We start from the raw sequence: 14,264 nt of genomic DNA, 5'->3' as shown, positions 1-14,264 counted from the left end.
TAAGATCAAAAGCCAGATCAAGATCACAAGCAGAGCAAGACCAAGAGCGGCTCGCTTCGCATCGTGGTTACCGTTGGGGGCTGCAGGGTTGTGTTTATACCTGTGGTTGGGTGGCGCTATCGGCCTATCTCCACGCCTTTGAAAGAATTTTCCTACAGGTGTTGACCTTGCCACTACGGGAACCTTTAGGCTTTTTTCCGAGTACGCCTAACCACAAAAACAAGATTCAGGGGTTATCAATGGATACTGCTGCCCTGCAACAACGCTCGGATTCCGATCTCTTCACCAACGCCTCGCGGCTGATGGCGAATGCTTTGGAACCTGGCGCCAATTACACCCAGGTCACCCGCGCGCTGGAAGCGCTGCTCGCACAGGCTCGGCAAGGCCTGGCGGGAGACGCTGGCGCCTACGCGCATTACCAGTCTGCCTTGCTGCAACTGCACATTCCCGGTGACCCGCGCACCGAACCGACCCGGCGCTGGATGGCCAGCGAGGTCTACCGCGTCGAAGATGAGTTCGCCGCCGATGTGCCGGGCTTCACCGCGTTGCCGGTGGAGGAGTTCCGTCAGCAGGTCGACGCTGAAATCGCTGCACGCAGCCGGGTCAATCACCCGATGTCGGTGCATCTGTTCCAAGGGACGCCCCCGGTGCAGGATGTGCGCTTCTTCCTGGAGCATCACTGGACCCGTTCCTACAACTTCTACAGCCTGCTGGCCGAACTGGCCTTTCGCTTCGAAGCCATCGAAGATGCCTCGGTGTTTTACCGCAACCTGTACGGTGAAGCAGGGGCTGAGACACCGGAGCGCTCGCACCCGGCGATGCTCGCCCATCTGATGGAGTATTTCGATATTCCGCTGGCCATCGACTTCCCCGCGCTGCATCCGCTGGAAAAGGCCTATCTCAATAATCGCATTCGCTGTGTGCGCCACACGGATGTCGCCTGGGGCCTTGCGCTGCTCTATGCGGTGGAGTCTGTCAGTTGCGTCAACCATCGGCGCATCTACGAGCTGTTGCAGCGCCTCGACGTTCCAGAGCAGCCCAGCGAATTCCACCGCTTGCATGGCACCCAGGATGAGATTGATACCGAGGAAATGTGGGCCCTGATTGCCAAGTTCGCCAGCGAGGAGGGCTTTCAACGCACGTTCATGCGTGCCCTCAAGCGCCACTTCGAAATCAACAAGGCCTACTTCGACAGCCTGTGGCAACAGATGCAGGCCCAACGCCTGTCTGCCTGAACGACCTGCGATCCCAGAACAAAAATAATGGAGCACATGATGAGCCCACGTAATTTTTCCCTGCCGCAATTGCAGAATATCCACACGGCCGAAGCCCGTCTGTTGGCGGAGGCCCTGAAGCCGGACGCGACGTTCAATCGCATCGAAATTGCCGCCAACATGCTGCGCGCCCTGTGCGAGAGCGGCCAACGCGGTGACGCCGCGAATGCAGCGCAGTGCCAGCAGTTGCTGTACATCCTGTCGCTGAGCGATGACGTGGCCACCGCCTCAACCCGGCGCTGGCTGGCCAATGCCGTCTATAGCGTGCAAGAGCGTTTCATGCCGTCTGTCGACCTGGCATCGCCCTTGTCCGAGGCCGGTTTCCAGCAACGCCTGGAAGAGCAGATTGCCGCGCAGTCGCGGGAAAACCACCCGATGTCGCAGTATGTGTTTGAAGGCAAAGCCTCTCGCGAGCAATTGCAGGTGTTTTTGCGCCACCAATGGTTCCGTACTTACCGCCTGTACCGGGACGCCGCCGACCTGCTGGTCAACCTGACTGACGTAGACGAGGCGGCCGCCCTGGCGCGTTATCTCTACGGCGAGTTGGGCGAAGAGGATGAGCAGCGTTCCCACCCGAAGCTGTTGGCCAAGCTGCTTGCCGCCGTGGGCCTGAATGCTGATTTCGAGGCTCTTTCAACGATGCCCGAGGAAATCGCCTACCTCAACAACCGCGCACGTTGCTTCCGCAACCCCGATGTCGGCTGGGGCCTGGCGGTGTTCTACATCACCGAACTGGTGGTGCCGGGCAACCACGGCAAGCTGTACAACGCCCTGCGCAACGCAGGCTTGAGCCAGGATGACGCGGAGTACTACGAAGTGCATATCAGCCTGGTGCCGCCACGGGCCAAGCGTGAATGGGCGCTGATCTCACGGCGTATTCCGGACCTCGGGTTCCAGAATGCGTTTCTCACGTCCCTGGCCGAGCACTTCCGGCTGGAGCGGGCTTACTACGATGCAGTCTGGGAACAAGTGCAACGCGTGAAGTAGCCCTCCTTAGGACAACGCGAGTAACTCGACATGCCAAGTCATATCACTGAATCCCGTATCCACGGGGGCGCTTACTCGTCCCCGGAATTTGCCGCGATCTTCTCTGATGCCAATCAGGTGCAGAAGTGGCTCGATGTTGAAACTGCGCTGGCGGCGACCCAGGCGCAGATGGGCATCATCCCCCACGAGGCCGCCCGGGAAATTGCCCGGGTGGCCAGCGTGGAACTGCTGGACCTCGACGCGTTGGGGCGCGAGAGCCTGGAAACCGGACACATCCTGGTGCCGACCCTACGCGCCTTGCAGGGGTTATGCGCCGATGGGCTGGGTGAATACGTGCATTACGGCGTCACCACCCAGGACATCCTCGACACCGGCCTCATCCTGCAAGTCCGCGATGCCTGGGGCCTGGTGGTGCAGCGTTTGCGCGGGATCCGTGGGCATTTGCTCACGCTCGCGCTGCGCCACAAGCACACGCCGATGGTCGCCAGGACCCATGGGCAGCAGGCATTGCCCACCACGTTTGGCTACAAGGTGGCGGTGTGGGTCGATGAGATTGATCGGCACCTTGAACGTTTTGACGAAGCCTACGCCCGGGTGATGGTCGGTAACCTGACCGGCGCCGTGGGCACCCTGGCCGGGCTGGGCCCGCAGGGTTTGGATGTGCAGCGCCGCACCCTGGAACGCCTCGGCCTGGCGGCGCCATTGAGCAGTTGGCACAGCGCCCGCGACCGCATTCTGGAGGCGGCGTGGTTGCTGGTGCAGGCGTCGGCAACCTTGGGCCGTGTCGCCAATGAGGTCTACCACCTGCAGCGCACCGAGATCGACGAAGTGCGCGAAGGCCGGCGGGCAGGGCAGGTGGGGAGCAGCACCATGCCCCACAAGCAAAACCCGTCGACGGTGGACCTGATCAGCGCGCTGTCGCGGCTGGTGCGCGCGCAGATGGTTGCGCTGACCGACGCGGCGTTCCAGTTGCACGAGCGTGACGGCACCACCTGGCGCATCGAATGGGCGGCCTTGCCCGAGCTGTTCATTTATGCCGGCGCCTTGCTCGCCCGTATGGAAGGCTTGCTGCTGGCTGGGCTGGAGGTGCGTGAAGCGCGCATGCGCAGCAACCTGGATTTACTGGGCGGGCTGATCCTGTCGGAGCGGGTGATGCTTGCGCTGGCGCCTCGGTGTGGCAAGCAGACGGCCCATCACCTGGTGCACGACATCGCCCTGCAAGCCCAAGACACAGGCGTCTGCTTTCGTGACGCACTGCTTGGCGACTCGCGGCTGCAGGGTTGTTTCAGCCCGCAAACGCTCGATGAGCTGCTTGACCCGTCGACCTACACGGGGCTGGCGGCCGAGATGGTCGATTTGGTGGCAACTAAAGCACTGCCTCGCGCTTGCGGCCATGGCCTTGAAGCGACGAAGGCAACCCCAGGCAATACCAGTCAGTCCCAGTACGCGATGGAGGGTATGTGATGGATGCGCAAACATTGGAAGTGACCGCCCGTGCATCTTGCACCGCACGGTCGGACCGCCCGGGCTTTGATCATGACGGTGAGCAATGCCGCCACGAACACAGCCATATCCTTGACTCGAAAACCCACGGCTCGGGTTATGCCGGCCCTCAGAGCCGCAAGATCTTCTGCAGTCATTGTCGCCTGCAACGCTGGCTGGACGTGGAAGCCGCACTGGCCATGGCCCAGGCCGACGTCAACATCATCCCGCGCGAGGCGGCCCTGGAGATCGAAAAGGCCGCATTGCTGTCAGGCATCAATGTGCGCCAACTGGCCGAGGGCGTGGCGGCCACTGGGCATTCGCTGATGCCATTGCTGAGCGCCCTGCAAAAAAATTGCAGCCCCAGTGCCCGTGAATACGTGCATTACGGCGCCACCACCCAGGACATCCAGGACACCGCTCAGTCCCTGGAAATGCGCGATGTGCTTGATGCCATGGAGCAGGCCCTAGAGACTCTGCTGGGCAAGTTGTCGACCCTGGCCGATGCGCACCGTGACTCGCTGATGGTCGCCAGGACTCACTCGATTCCCGCGTTGCCAACCACCTTCGGGCTGAAGGTCGCCGGCTGGATCGATGAGCTATTGCGCCACCGTCAGCGCCTGGCCGAGGCGCGCCAGCGGGTGCTGGTGGTGCAGTTGTTCGGCGGGGTCGGCACCATGGCCGCGTTCGGCCCGGACGCCATGCCGATGCTGGAGCGTTTTGCCCAGCGCTTGTCGCTGCAAGTGCCCCTGACGGGCTGGCATGTGTCCCGTGACCGCGTTGCCGAGTTCGTCAGCACTCTGGCCATGATCACCGCCTCGTTGGCCCGCATAGCCGATGAAATCCGTACGCTCAATCGCTGGGAAATCGCTGAAGTGGAGGTGGGCTGGAGCGACCAGCAGATCGGCAGCAGCACCATGCCGCACAAACGCAACCCTGAAGGTTGCGAGCAGGTGGTGGTGTTGGCGCGGCTGGCCAAGGCCCAGGTCATGCTCGCGCTGGACGCGATGATTCTTGAGCATGAGCGCGATTACCGGGGTACCCGGCTGGAGTGGTGCGCGGTCGCGGACGTTTCCCACTATGCGCTGATGGCGCTCTCGATTCTGACCGAGACCATCGACGGGCTCACCGTGAATGTGCAGAAGATGGAAGGCACCGCCCAGGCCTATGGTGATGCCATCTGTACTGAAGCCGTGGTGTTCGAAATGGCGCGCAAGCTGGGCAAGAGCAGCGCCTACCAGATCATCTTCGAAGTGTCCCAGGCCAGCCAGCGCAATCACGTGTCGATCCGCGAGGCGATCGAGGCCGATGCGCGGGTGCTTGCGGTCATGAATGACGGCGCCCTGGCCCGGCTGTTCGAGCCCCGGACGCACCTGGGCATGTCCGAACGCATCGTTGACAACGTGCTGGCCAGGCTCGCCGGCCACTGATCATTGATCTCTGAACAGACTTGCAAATTCATCAAGGAGCGACAGATGTCTAACGTTATGGAAGTTGATAAAGCCAAGGTCCAGCAATTTTCGGCGCGCATCATGGAGGATTACGGCAACACGCTGCGCGGTGCCATGCTCTACATTGGCGACCAACTCGGCTTGTTCAAGGCATTGGCCGACGGCCACGCGGTGACCCTGGAGGAGTTAGCGCACAAGACCGGCTACAACGCGCGTTACCTGCGCGAATGGCTGGGCAGCATGGCCACCGGTAATTACGTGACCTACGACGCGCAAACCCGCCGCTACCAGATGCCCGCCGAGTTTGTGCCAGTGCTGGCCGATGAAGACTCGCCGTATTTCGCCGGTGGCATTATCCAATTGAGCGTGCCGTTCGTGAGCATGGCGCCCAAGGTCATCGAGGCCTTCCGCCACGGCGGGGGTTGCGCTGAAGAGGCGTTCCCGCTGGAAACCTGGAAAGGCATGGAGCGCATGACCATGCCTTGGTACAAGCACTACCTGGTCCAGCACTGGATCCCGTCCCTGGACGGCGTCGAAGAGAAGCTCAAGACCGGCGGCAGTGTGCTGGATTTCGGCTGCGGCGCGGGCCTGGCGGCGATCACCATGGCCAAGGCCTATCCTGAGGCGCGCATTGTCGGATGCGACTTCCACCTGCCTTCCATCGAGTTGGCGCGGGCCAACGCCGAGGCGGCTGGTGTGGGTGATCGGGTGCAATTCGAGGTGAACGACTCCGACGCCTTGCGCGGCCAGCAATTCGACTTCGTGACTACTTTTGTGGTGATCCACGATGCCACTGACCCTCAGCAGATGCTCAAGGATTTACGCGCAGCAACGGCCGAAGACGGCACTTACCTGATGGTGGAGCTCAACCTGTCCGAAGAGCTGCACGAGAACATGAACCTGTTCGGGCGCGTCATGTACCCGCAGAGCACCCTCTATTGCATGACCTGTTCACTGTCCCATGGTGGGGCGGGGCTGGGGGCGTTCATGGGCGAGAAGCGTGCCCGCCAGATGGCGCAAGCGGCCGGGTTTAGCCGCTTCCGCAAAGTGCCCTCGGAGTGGCCGCCAATGCCGGCGCTGTTCGAACTCAAGCCTTGATATGAGCCATCCGGCCATTGCGTTGCGCAGTAAGGCAATTTAATGGCCCCTTTGTAACAAAATCCTCGCCAAAATCACTTTTATTTTCAGGTGGTTAGGTGAGGATGCAAATGCGCTCTGTGGGAATGATGCTGATTGCCTGCTCCCTGGCCGGCGGCGCGATTGTCGCGCAGGCCAGGGAATTGCGCGAAGGTGACAAGTACATGTGCAGTTGGGGCGCCGGCACGGCCGCCAGGGCCCAGGAACTCAAGTTATCCGGTGTTTCGCTGTACGCCGCCCGGCAGAAGATCCAGACCCTCAAGTTCAGCAAATCGTGGATGCGCATGATGGCCATGGGTATCACCGAGCAGACTTATGACAGTCGTTCAAGGCTCAAGCCGGAGGCGATTCGTCAGAGCTTTTATCAGGATTGCCTGCGCTACAAGGTCGCGCGCAAGTAATTCGTAGCCCCGCACCCGCTGTGAGGCCTTTACAAATCCACGACAAACCCTATGTAAGTATTTGCATACAATGGCGCACTTCTTCATGGAGGCCTGTATGCAAGTGCTGATTCGAGCGGCGACCCCCGATGACGTCGACACGCTGTGCGCGATTCGCACCGCGGTGGTGCAAAACCACCTGAGCCTTGAACAGATGGCTGACCTGGGGATTACCCCGCAGGTATTGAGCGATACGTTGCGCGCAGCCCCTTGCGGCTGGATCGCGGAAGTGGACGGCCAGGCGGCGGGGTTTTCCATGGTCGATCTGGATGATGTGCGTTATGAAAAGAGCAGGGCGCCTTAAGGCCATGAATGCCCCAGAGCCTCCATCGTCCAACAGCTTGCGCTACTTCGCAGTGGGGGTGCTGGTTGTCGCCGTGTTACTGGGGTTCTATTTTGTTCAGCTCAACGCCAAAGTCGACCGCCAACGTGCAGAGGCGGCTGAACGCCTGACGCTGTGTCGTCACCTGGAGGCCGTGGTAGGTGCCACCGCTTCCAGTCGTGAGGCGCTTGAAGAAACGTGCAAGCAGTTAAGTGAACAGTTACTTGAAAGTGCTGCACCGGATTAATAACCCTTTTTTATACGGGGGCATATAGCCGTTACTTGCACCAAAAAGTAGCACGATTATTGCCTTCTACCTTAAAAAACATGTGGTTATTGAATGACTTACGACGCTTTCAATCCGACGAAAGGATTAAAATAATCTTGTTACATGTTTTTACAATCGCTACTATAGCCGGGCGTTCACCTCCCACGGTTTATGCATTTTTAAATCCCAAGTTTCCATCAGCTACTTGGGATTTTTTTTGCCCGCGATTTAATCTCGGCCTGCCATTCATGGCAGGTTACGCCCGACAAAATGAGGGCTGGCTAACACTTTTGCATTAATTGTCCGGCGGCCCGCAAAACCTTATCTATGCTGCTTGCATCACCTCAATCGGGTAGAACCCAGGGACGGGGGGGCTGATCATGATTTCCATCACCGAATTCAATCGCATCATGGCCTCAGGCTTCCTGCCGCTTGCGTGTGAGTGCTGCCTTAACAGCGACGGCTCACTGCGCATCAGCGTGTTCGAGCCCACGTCCGGTCGTGTCGACTTGCTGCTGACCTGCGTATCGCCCGAGGGCCTGGACAGCATCCGTGCCATCGCCAACCTGATTGGTGAGTTGCGTACCGAGATAAAGGCCGGGCGCCGTGGGTTTGCTGCGGTGGGTTCTGTCCAGGGCGTCAGAGGCGCCGCAGGAAGGATTTGACGATGTGGCGCGTGGCGTCTGTGGTGTCCAGCTCATCCAGGGCGCTGTAGGCATACCATTGGCAATCGACAATCTCGTTGCACGGCCGTGCCTCGTCGATATTGACTACCGAGGCCTCAAACACATGGTGGACGGTGTCGCGGGCCTTGAGCTCCTGCAGGTACAGCAAGCTGTCCACGTTTAATCCGGTTTCTTCTTCCAGCTCGCGTTCCGCCGCGCCTACCGGGCGCTCGTCTGCTTCCACTTTCCCGCCGGGCAATGCCCATTTTGATCTGGCCTTGCGCACGAAGAGGATATGCCCCTCATGTTCGCAAATGACGGTTGCCCTAATTTTCATCGAATGTGCCCCCGCGCCGAACGAATGTCATAAAAGTGTAATGCAATTGTCATGCTAAGTGGTTATGGCGCGCCAGGGCCGGTATGTGGATACTGCCCGATTGACGAATACGACCGAGGACATTAGATGAAGACCATACGCTGGGGCATGATCGGCTGTGGCAGTGTCACTGAGTTAAAGAGTGGACCGGCTTTCTATAAAGCGCCAGGTTCGGCATTGGTCGCCGTGATGGGGCGGCGTGCCGAGGCGGTGCGCGATTATGCGGCGCGCCATGGCATTGCCCGCTGCTATACCGACGCCCAAGCCTTGATCGATGACCCCGAGGTGGAGGCGGTCTACATCGCCACCCCGCCCGACAGTCACCTTGAGTACGCCCTGAGGGTGGCCGCGGCGGGCAAGCATTGTTGCGTCGAAAAGCCGATGTCGCTGAATGCTGAACAGAGCGCGTTGATGCAGCGCACCTTTGAGCGCGCCGGGCTGCACCTGTTTGTTTCTTACTACCGGCGTTCATTGCCGCGCTTTGAGCAAGTGCGCACCTGGCTGCAGGAAGGCCGTATCGGTGAGCTGCGCCACCTGTCCTGGACCTTGTGCAAGCCAGCTGCCGCAACAGACACCGACGCCGCCAATTGGCGTACCGACCCGGCCATTGCCGGTGGCGGCTACTTTGCCGACCTGGCCAGCCATGGGTTTGACCTGTTCCAGTACCTGGCTGGCGATATCGTTGAGGTCTCAGGCTTTTCGGCGCGACAGGCGGGACGCTACGCGGCAGAAGACGCAGTGACAGCCTGTTGGACATTCGCCAGCGGTGCGCTGGGCATGGGCTGCTGGAACTTTGTGGCAGACCGCCGCGAAGACCGTGTCGAACTGATCGGCAGTCGCGGCCGTATTCAATTTTCGGTGTTCGACGACCAGCCGCTGCGGCTTGACGGCGAGACCACCGAAGTGTTGGAAGTGCCGTGTCACACCCATATTCAATGGCACCATGTGCTGAACATGAACGCGCATATTCGTGGCGAGGCCGAGCATCCGTCGTTGGCCATCGAGGCCCTGAAGACCGATATCATCCTGGACAAGGTGCTACACCGTTACTCCCAGCATCCCTAGTCGTGGCGATAGCGTAAGGCTTCACTCTTTTAAAGGAATACCGGGATGAAATACTGGATGGTGCTGTGGCTGCTGATCGCCACCGCGGCAACGGCGGCGCCACGCAGCCAAGGGCAGTCGGGCGAGTTTGATTTCTATGTGCTGTCGCTATCGTGGTCACCCACGTTTTGCCTGACGCACCCAGGCAACGAGCAATGTTCGGGCAAGGGCTACGGCTTTGTGCTGCACGGTTTGTGGCCGCAATACGCGCGCGGAGGGTGGCCGGCGTCCTGTGCGCCGCAGATGCACTTGAGCGAGGCAGAAATGGACAAGGGCGCGGCGCTGTTTCCCACCCGTGCACTGCTCAAGCATGAGTGGGCCAAGCATGGCACCTGCAGTGGGCTGCCGCCGTTGGAGTACCTGGAGAAGACCGATGTGGCGCTTGGTGCGGTGGTGATCCCGCCACAGTTGCAGCCGTTCAACACGCCGCCGTCATTGCAGGCCAAAGAGATCGAGGCGCTGTTTCGCGAGAGCAACCCACGCATGGGCAACCACGGGATGGCGGTGATCTGCAAGGGTCAGGTGCTGTCGGAAGTGCGGGTGTGCCTGACCAAGGATCTGGCGTTTGCAGGTTGCCCGCGCAGTGTGAAAAGCCAATGCCGTGGAGGCGATATTCGTATTCCCACGCAGCGTTGAGCAGCGCAGGCGCCTAGAACTCGCCGGAATACTTCACCGCAGCTGCAGCGCGTGAGGGGACATTCAGGCTGCGCAACAATGACGACACATGGATACGCACGGTAAACGGGGAGATATTCAGGGCCTTGGCAATTTCCTTGTTGGTCTTGCCCTGGGCAATCAGGCGCAGTACTTCCTGCTGACGTGGGGTGAGGGTGTGGGTGTCGAGGGGCAGCAGGCCTGAAGGGGCGAACTTGACCAGCACTTCGCCCTCGCGGATCGCCAGCAGGGCCTGGCCGATCTCATCCGGGGCGATGTTCTTGCCGATAAAACCGTCGGCGCCCAGGGCCATGACCTGTTCGATCAGCGCGGGGTCGTCGACCATCGACACCAGGACCAAGGTGGTGCGTTTCAGTTGCTGGCGCAGTTCGGCCAGTTGGCTGATGCAGGTCAGGCCGGGAAAGCGCAAATCGAGGATCAAGGTATCGACCTCGCCCGCTTCGCACAGCAACGCATTCACCGTGGCCAGGTCGCCGGCCTCCTGCACCACCGCGCCCGGTAGCAGGCGCTGCACGGTGCGCGTCATGCCTTCGCGAAACATGGGGTGGTCGTCGGCGATGATGATACGGCCGGTCATTGTGTGCTCCTTCCTGGGGCAAGGTTGTATCCAGGCATGCTAATTTACCACCGGGCCTGTAGGAGCGAGCTTGCTCGCGAAGAACTCACAGGCGCTGCGTTCATTCAGGCAACACGCGTTATCGTTAACGTTTTTCGCGAGCAAGCTCGCTCCTACAGATGATAGGTCAGGGATATGACGATGAGTCTTGAGACCAACTCTGAACTCGATCAGGCTAACCTGCGCATCGTGGTGGCCACCATCGCCATTGTGTATATAAGCCTATTGGGTTTCCTACCTGGGCAATCGCTGGACACCTACCTGCCGGTGATCCTCTATATCTTCGTGTTCCTGCTGGCGTCCATCGTGCTTCGCCAGGTGATCGCGCGCTGGCCCGGGCATTACCCGGCGCGGCGGATCTTCGGCATGATCCACGACTACACCGGTACTTCGTTCGGCCTGGTAGTGGGGGGTGAAGCGGCATTGCCGCTGTATGCGGTGATGGTTTGGGTGAACCTGGGCAATGGCATGCGCTACGGTTCGCGCTACCTGGCGATTGCCACGGCGCTGGCGTTGCTGGCGTTGTTGATCGTGTACCAGCTTACGCCGCTGTGGCAGGCGCAGCCGTTCATGGTGCTGATGCTGATGATCACCAGCACGGTGATCCCGGTGTATGCGCATATTCTGCTGGAGCGCACGCGCAAGGCCTCCGAGCAAGCGATCGCTGCCAACCTGGAAAAATCCCGCTTTCTCGCGCAGGCCAGTCATGACCTGCGCCAGCCGATCCACTCCATTGGCCTGTTCACCGCCTGCCTGCGCGAAGCCCGCTTGGGGGAGGACGAACAGCGCTTGGTGGACAATATCGACCGTTCGCTGCTTAACGTGTCGCAATTGTTCCGTTCGATTCTCGACCTCTACACCCTCGACAACGGTCGCCTGTTGCCCAAGTACCAAGTGCTCCACCTGGGCGAATTTCTCGCCGACCTGGTGCGCCAGAACGCCGAGGCCGCACGCTGGGCGGGTGTGGAGTTGCGCTTGCGCCCCTGCGCCCATTGGGTGTTGGTCGATCCAGGCATGCTGGCGACCATGGTGCAGAACCTGCTCTCTAATTGCTTCAAATACGGCGCCCAGCGACCGGTGCTGATCGGCGTGCGTGTGCGCGATAACGGCTTGGTAGTAGAGGTACACGACCAGGGGAGGGGGATTGCCAGGGAGCATCTTTCAAAAGTCTTCGAAGAGTTTTATCGCGTGCGTCAACTGCGTGACAAGGACGTTGAAGGCGTGGGCCTGGGGCTGTCCATCGTCAAGCGCCTGGGGCAATTGATGGGGTTGCAGGTGAGCCTGCGCTCGCGCGTTGGCCATGGCACTTCTGTCAGCTTGCATGGCTTGGCCCTGGCGGCCGCGCCGCGCCAACCGACGCTGCGCGACGATGCACGCCAAGCCGGCCTGCTCACCGGGCTGAAAGTCTGCCTGGTAGAGGATGACTACAACGTGCTGCTCGCCACCCAGGCCCTGCTGGAGCGCTGGGGGTGCCAAGTGCAGGCCGAGTCCACGGGGCAGGGTTTGGTCAGCGACTGTGACATCATCGTCGCCGACTATGACCTGGGCAACCACGCCACCGGCATCGAATGCATCGACCAGCTACGCGAGCAACGTGGCTGGGCGGTGCCAGCGCTGATTCTCACCGGGCACGACGTGGAGAAAATCCAGGCCGCGTTGCATGACCGTCAGATCGCTATCCTGTCCAAACCGGTACGCCCTACGGAACTGCGCGGCACCCTGCGTGAGCTCAGCCAGGAAAAAATTAATGCATGAATGGTGTTAATCCATTGCCTTTGGCACCCTTGGGCATGCAGTAGGCCGCTGGCTTCATCAGGCCGAAGCTGGCAATCGCGAACGCGCCGCCGCTGGCACCACTGGGCACGGAACAGTTGTACTCGCCGGAGGCCGTGTTAGCCACGTAGTAGGTGGTCATGGAGTCGCTGCGCACATTGGAGATACGTTTTACCGGCTCGCCCAGATTGGTTTCCGACAGCTTCTTGAGATGGTCTTCGGTAGGCTTGATATTGCTGCAACCGGCGACGCCGATGATCAGGGCGCCCAACAGGGCAAGGCGAGTGACAGGGGAGTGGAGTTTCATGGTGCTTCTTCCTTGGGGTTGTTTTGGTTTTTCCAACGCGCAACAAACCCACGCGCACTGAATGCGCGGTGTTGGTGAGAACGTTGGAAGTGCCGCGGAATATAGCGCCGCCGTGAGGTAGGGTCGATTAGCACAAATGGGCTAATGGCAGTTTGAGGTCATGGAAGGAGCTTGCGATGCTGGAGATAAAACGTGCCACGCCGGACGACGCCGAGCGTGCGTTTGAGATTCGTCGTGAGGCCATTCTCGGCCAATGCATTGGCGCTTATAGCGCTGAACAAATGGCGCTTTGGACCAGAGGTCGGGCCAGTGATGGTTACGGCGCGCTGATGGAAAAACAGTTCTACATGGGATTGTTCAATGGCGAACCTGTTGCCACTGGCATGCTGGATCTTGCCAACCATGAACTCGGCGCCTTGTTTGTATTGCCCGTATTCAGCGGGCGAGGGTTTGGCAAGGCGATGCTTGCTCACTTGGAGCACGTGGCGCAGCAGCAGGCGATTGAGCAGGTTGTGCTGGATGCGACACTGAACGCGGTGAGTTTTTATAGCGCGTGCGGGTATGTGGGCGATGAGCAGGCAGTGTATCGCTCTCCGTCCGGGTTGGTGCTGGCGTGTGTACCGATGGTCAAGCAGTTGCGGGTTATGAATCGCGCTTGAATGCAGCGCGCAATTGCTCGATCACAAGCTCTATTCCTGGCCCTTGTATCTGCGGCGGGGTGGGGCTCTCGCCAAATTCGCGCCATACGAACAGGGTCAGTTCAGCACCATCGGTCACGGGCTCGAGGGGGTGGGTGCCGAAAGCGTTCAGCGAGCGATAGCGCTCGTCCCGCCAGAAGGCTTGCTCTACCCAGTCATAAACGGGAATGCAATGAAAGTGCAGTGGGAAGCCGGGCATATGGCCGTAGCGGCTGATATACAACCATTTCGGCTGGAGTTGGGTTTGCATCACCCGCTGGATGTTGGCGAGCAGGCCGCCCAGTTCTGCCAGTGCGGCTTCAGGCATGTCGGGGAGGGCGTCAATCGGCGCCCTGGCGCTCAGCATCAGGTAACCCGGCAGCTTCGAGGTCAGGGTGGTGGTTGAGTTGCCAGTGTTCGGTCTGGTGAAGGATGAAGGCTGGGTTGATTGGCATGTGCACGCGTCCCTGTGGGTTGGAGCGCCAGCATAGCGCGCTGAACCCGTGGCGAGGGAGCTTGCTCCCTTAACGGCCCGCCAGCCGCCCCATATCCACCTGACGCACCACGATCCAACTGTGGGAGCTGGCTTGCCTGCGAAGACGGCCTGGCAGTCAACACAGTTGGATTGTGTACATATCCATTCCTGCGGTAACGGCCACCTAGGGTTCCGCCCTGACGGCGGCTCACTTTGCAAGAGCGGCAAAGTAAGC

Annotated in this window: 15 protein-coding genes and 2 pseudogenes; 13 read left to right on the top strand and 4 right to left on the bottom strand. The window is 60.3% G+C overall.

The features are described from left to right. The first annotated feature begins 239 nt into the window (after positions 1–239). From A7K61_RS28060 to A7K61_RS28020, 9 genes and pseudogenes are all read left to right on the top strand, one after another. On the top strand, positions 240–1,235 hold the full coding sequence (locus tag A7K61_RS28060; RefSeq protein ID WP_047711040.1) for an HOASN domain-containing protein: 996 nt from the start codon (positions 240–242) through the stop codon (positions 1,233–1,235). Positions 1,236–1,274: 39 nt separating this feature from the next. Continuing rightward, positions 1,275–2,261, top strand: coding sequence for an HOASN domain-containing protein (locus A7K61_RS28055; RefSeq protein ID WP_047711039.1), 987 nt, complete (start codon positions 1,275–1,277; stop codon positions 2,259–2,261). Positions 2,262–2,291: 30 nt separating this feature from the next. Continuing rightward, positions 2,292–3,725: an adenylosuccinate lyase gene (purB, locus tag A7K61_RS28050; protein ID WP_069558817.1), complete on the top strand. Its 1,434-nt coding sequence runs from the start codon at positions 2,292–2,294 to the stop codon at positions 3,723–3,725. After that, positions 3,725–5,173 carry an adenylosuccinate lyase family protein gene (locus tag A7K61_RS28045; protein WP_069558816.1) on the top strand — a complete coding sequence of 483 codons (1,449 nt, stop codon included), beginning with the start codon at positions 3,725–3,727 and terminating at the stop codon, positions 5,171–5,173. Before purB ends, A7K61_RS28045 begins: the two co-directional genes overlap by 1 nt. Positions 5,174–5,218: 45 nt before the next feature. Then, positions 5,219–6,292: a class I SAM-dependent methyltransferase gene (locus tag A7K61_RS28040; RefSeq protein WP_044273072.1), complete on the top strand. Its 1,074-nt coding sequence runs from the start codon at positions 5,219–5,221 to the stop codon at positions 6,290–6,292. A 110-nt stretch (positions 6,293–6,402) separates the two neighbouring features. After that, positions 6,403–6,732: a hypothetical protein gene (locus tag A7K61_RS28035; RefSeq protein ID WP_069558818.1), complete on the top strand. Its 330-nt coding sequence runs from the start codon at positions 6,403–6,405 to the stop codon at positions 6,730–6,732. A gap of 97 nt (positions 6,733–6,829) precedes the next feature. After that, positions 6,830–7,045 (top strand): annotated as a pseudogene (locus tag A7K61_RS28030) (GNAT family N-acetyltransferase); the annotation flags it as partial. Between the two features lie 34 nt (positions 7,046–7,079). Continuing rightward, positions 7,080–7,340: a hypothetical protein gene (locus A7K61_RS28025; protein ID WP_044273073.1), complete on the top strand. Its 261-nt coding sequence runs from the start codon at positions 7,080–7,082 to the stop codon at positions 7,338–7,340. A 401-nt stretch (positions 7,341–7,741) separates the two neighbouring features. Further along, entirely contained in the window at positions 7,742–8,026 is a 285-nt protein-coding gene (locus A7K61_RS28020) for a DUF1652 domain-containing protein (RefSeq protein WP_044273074.1), read from the top strand. Here A7K61_RS28020 and A7K61_RS28015 read toward each other — a convergent pair. Continuing rightward, positions 8,001–8,363, bottom strand: coding sequence for an NUDIX hydrolase (locus A7K61_RS28015; protein WP_069558815.1), 363 nt, complete (start codon positions 8,361–8,363; stop codon positions 8,001–8,003). The two genes, A7K61_RS28020 and A7K61_RS28015, sit on opposite strands and share 26 nt — an antisense overlap. 126 nt (positions 8,364–8,489) lie before the next feature. On the opposite strand from A7K61_RS28015, the gene A7K61_RS28010 reads away from it, so the two are divergent. Together A7K61_RS28010 and A7K61_RS28005 are read left to right on the top strand one after the other, a co-directional pair. Continuing rightward, positions 8,490–9,467, top strand: coding sequence for a Gfo/Idh/MocA family protein (locus tag A7K61_RS28010; protein ID WP_069558814.1), 978 nt, complete (start codon positions 8,490–8,492; stop codon positions 9,465–9,467). Positions 9,468–9,512: 45 nt separating this feature from the next. Then, the gene (locus A7K61_RS28005; protein WP_044273079.1) at positions 9,513–10,142 is read left to right on the top strand and encodes a ribonuclease T2; all 630 of its coding nucleotides are present in this window, start codon (positions 9,513–9,515) and stop codon (positions 10,140–10,142) included. 13 nt (positions 10,143–10,155) lie between these two features. Here the strand turns inward: A7K61_RS28005 and A7K61_RS28000 are convergent, their stop codons facing one another. Further along, on the bottom strand, positions 10,156–10,758 hold the full coding sequence (locus A7K61_RS28000; protein ID WP_032896946.1) for a response regulator transcription factor: 603 nt from the start codon (positions 10,756–10,758) through the stop codon (positions 10,156–10,158). Between the two features lie 180 nt (positions 10,759–10,938). Between A7K61_RS28000 and A7K61_RS27995 the strand changes: the two genes are divergently transcribed. Further along, positions 10,939–12,552 carry a hybrid sensor histidine kinase/response regulator gene (locus tag A7K61_RS27995; protein WP_069558813.1) on the top strand — a complete coding sequence of 538 codons (1,614 nt, stop codon included), beginning with the start codon at positions 10,939–10,941 and terminating at the stop codon, positions 12,550–12,552. On the opposite strand, the gene A7K61_RS27990 is transcribed toward A7K61_RS27995, so the two are convergent. After that, complete coding sequence (locus tag A7K61_RS27990) at positions 12,542–12,877, bottom strand: hypothetical protein (RefSeq protein WP_069558812.1); 336 nt, start codon at positions 12,875–12,877, stop codon at positions 12,542–12,544. The two genes, A7K61_RS27995 and A7K61_RS27990, sit on opposite strands and share 11 nt — an antisense overlap. A gap of 176 nt (positions 12,878–13,053) precedes the next feature. Here A7K61_RS27990 and A7K61_RS27985 point away from each other — a divergent pair, with 176 nt between their 5' ends. Then, positions 13,054–13,536 (top strand): GNAT family N-acetyltransferase, encoded by a 483-nt coding sequence (locus A7K61_RS27985; protein ID WP_069558811.1) that lies wholly within the window; start codon positions 13,054–13,056, stop codon positions 13,534–13,536. Here A7K61_RS27985 and A7K61_RS27980 read toward each other — a convergent pair. Then, a pseudogene (locus A7K61_RS27980) lies at positions 13,520–14,009 on the bottom strand (HIT family protein). The gene A7K61_RS27985 and the pseudogene A7K61_RS27980 overlap by 17 nt on opposite strands. Positions 14,010–14,264: the final 255 nt, after the last annotated feature.

This window comes from Pseudomonas sp. AP42 (assembly GCF_001728935.1).
Taxonomy (GTDB): domain Bacteria; phylum Pseudomonadota; class Gammaproteobacteria; order Pseudomonadales; family Pseudomonadaceae; genus Aquipseudomonas; species Aquipseudomonas lactis.
The sequence above is the reverse complement of the archived record's forward strand: the minus strand, read 5'-3'. Positions and strand labels throughout refer to the sequence as shown.

Coding starts and splice junctions, on each gene's coding strand:
- A7K61_RS28060 (WP_047711040.1), top strand. CDS start 240: ATGGATACTGCTGCCCTGCAACAACGCTCGGATTCCGATCTCTTCACC.
- A7K61_RS28055 (WP_047711039.1), top strand. CDS start 1,275: ATGAGCCCACGTAATTTTTCCCTGCCGCAATTGCAGAATATCCACACG.
- purB (WP_069558817.1), top strand. CDS start 2,292: ATGCCAAGTCATATCACTGAATCCCGTATCCACGGGGGCGCTTACTCG.
- A7K61_RS28045 (WP_069558816.1), top strand. CDS start 3,725: ATGGATGCGCAAACATTGGAAGTGACCGCCCGTGCATCTTGCACCGCA.
- A7K61_RS28040 (WP_044273072.1), top strand. CDS start 5,219: ATGTCTAACGTTATGGAAGTTGATAAAGCCAAGGTCCAGCAATTTTCG.
- A7K61_RS28035 (WP_069558818.1), top strand. CDS start 6,403: ATGCGCTCTGTGGGAATGATGCTGATTGCCTGCTCCCTGGCCGGCGGC.
- A7K61_RS28025 (WP_044273073.1), top strand. CDS start 7,080: ATGAATGCCCCAGAGCCTCCATCGTCCAACAGCTTGCGCTACTTCGCA.
- A7K61_RS28020 (WP_044273074.1), top strand. CDS start 7,742: ATGATTTCCATCACCGAATTCAATCGCATCATGGCCTCAGGCTTCCTG.
- A7K61_RS28015 (WP_069558815.1), bottom strand. CDS start 8,363: ATGAAAATTAGGGCAACCGTCATTTGCGAACATGAGGGGCATATCCTC.
- A7K61_RS28010 (WP_069558814.1), top strand. CDS start 8,490: ATGAAGACCATACGCTGGGGCATGATCGGCTGTGGCAGTGTCACTGAG.
- A7K61_RS28005 (WP_044273079.1), top strand. CDS start 9,513: ATGAAATACTGGATGGTGCTGTGGCTGCTGATCGCCACCGCGGCAACG.
- A7K61_RS28000 (WP_032896946.1), bottom strand. CDS start 10,758: ATGACCGGCCGTATCATCATCGCCGACGACCACCCCATGTTTCGCGAA.
- A7K61_RS27995 (WP_069558813.1), top strand. CDS start 10,939: ATGAGTCTTGAGACCAACTCTGAACTCGATCAGGCTAACCTGCGCATC.
- A7K61_RS27990 (WP_069558812.1), bottom strand. CDS start 12,877: ATGAAACTCCACTCCCCTGTCACTCGCCTTGCCCTGTTGGGCGCCCTG.
- A7K61_RS27985 (WP_069558811.1), top strand. CDS start 13,054: ATGCTGGAGATAAAACGTGCCACGCCGGACGACGCCGAGCGTGCGTTT.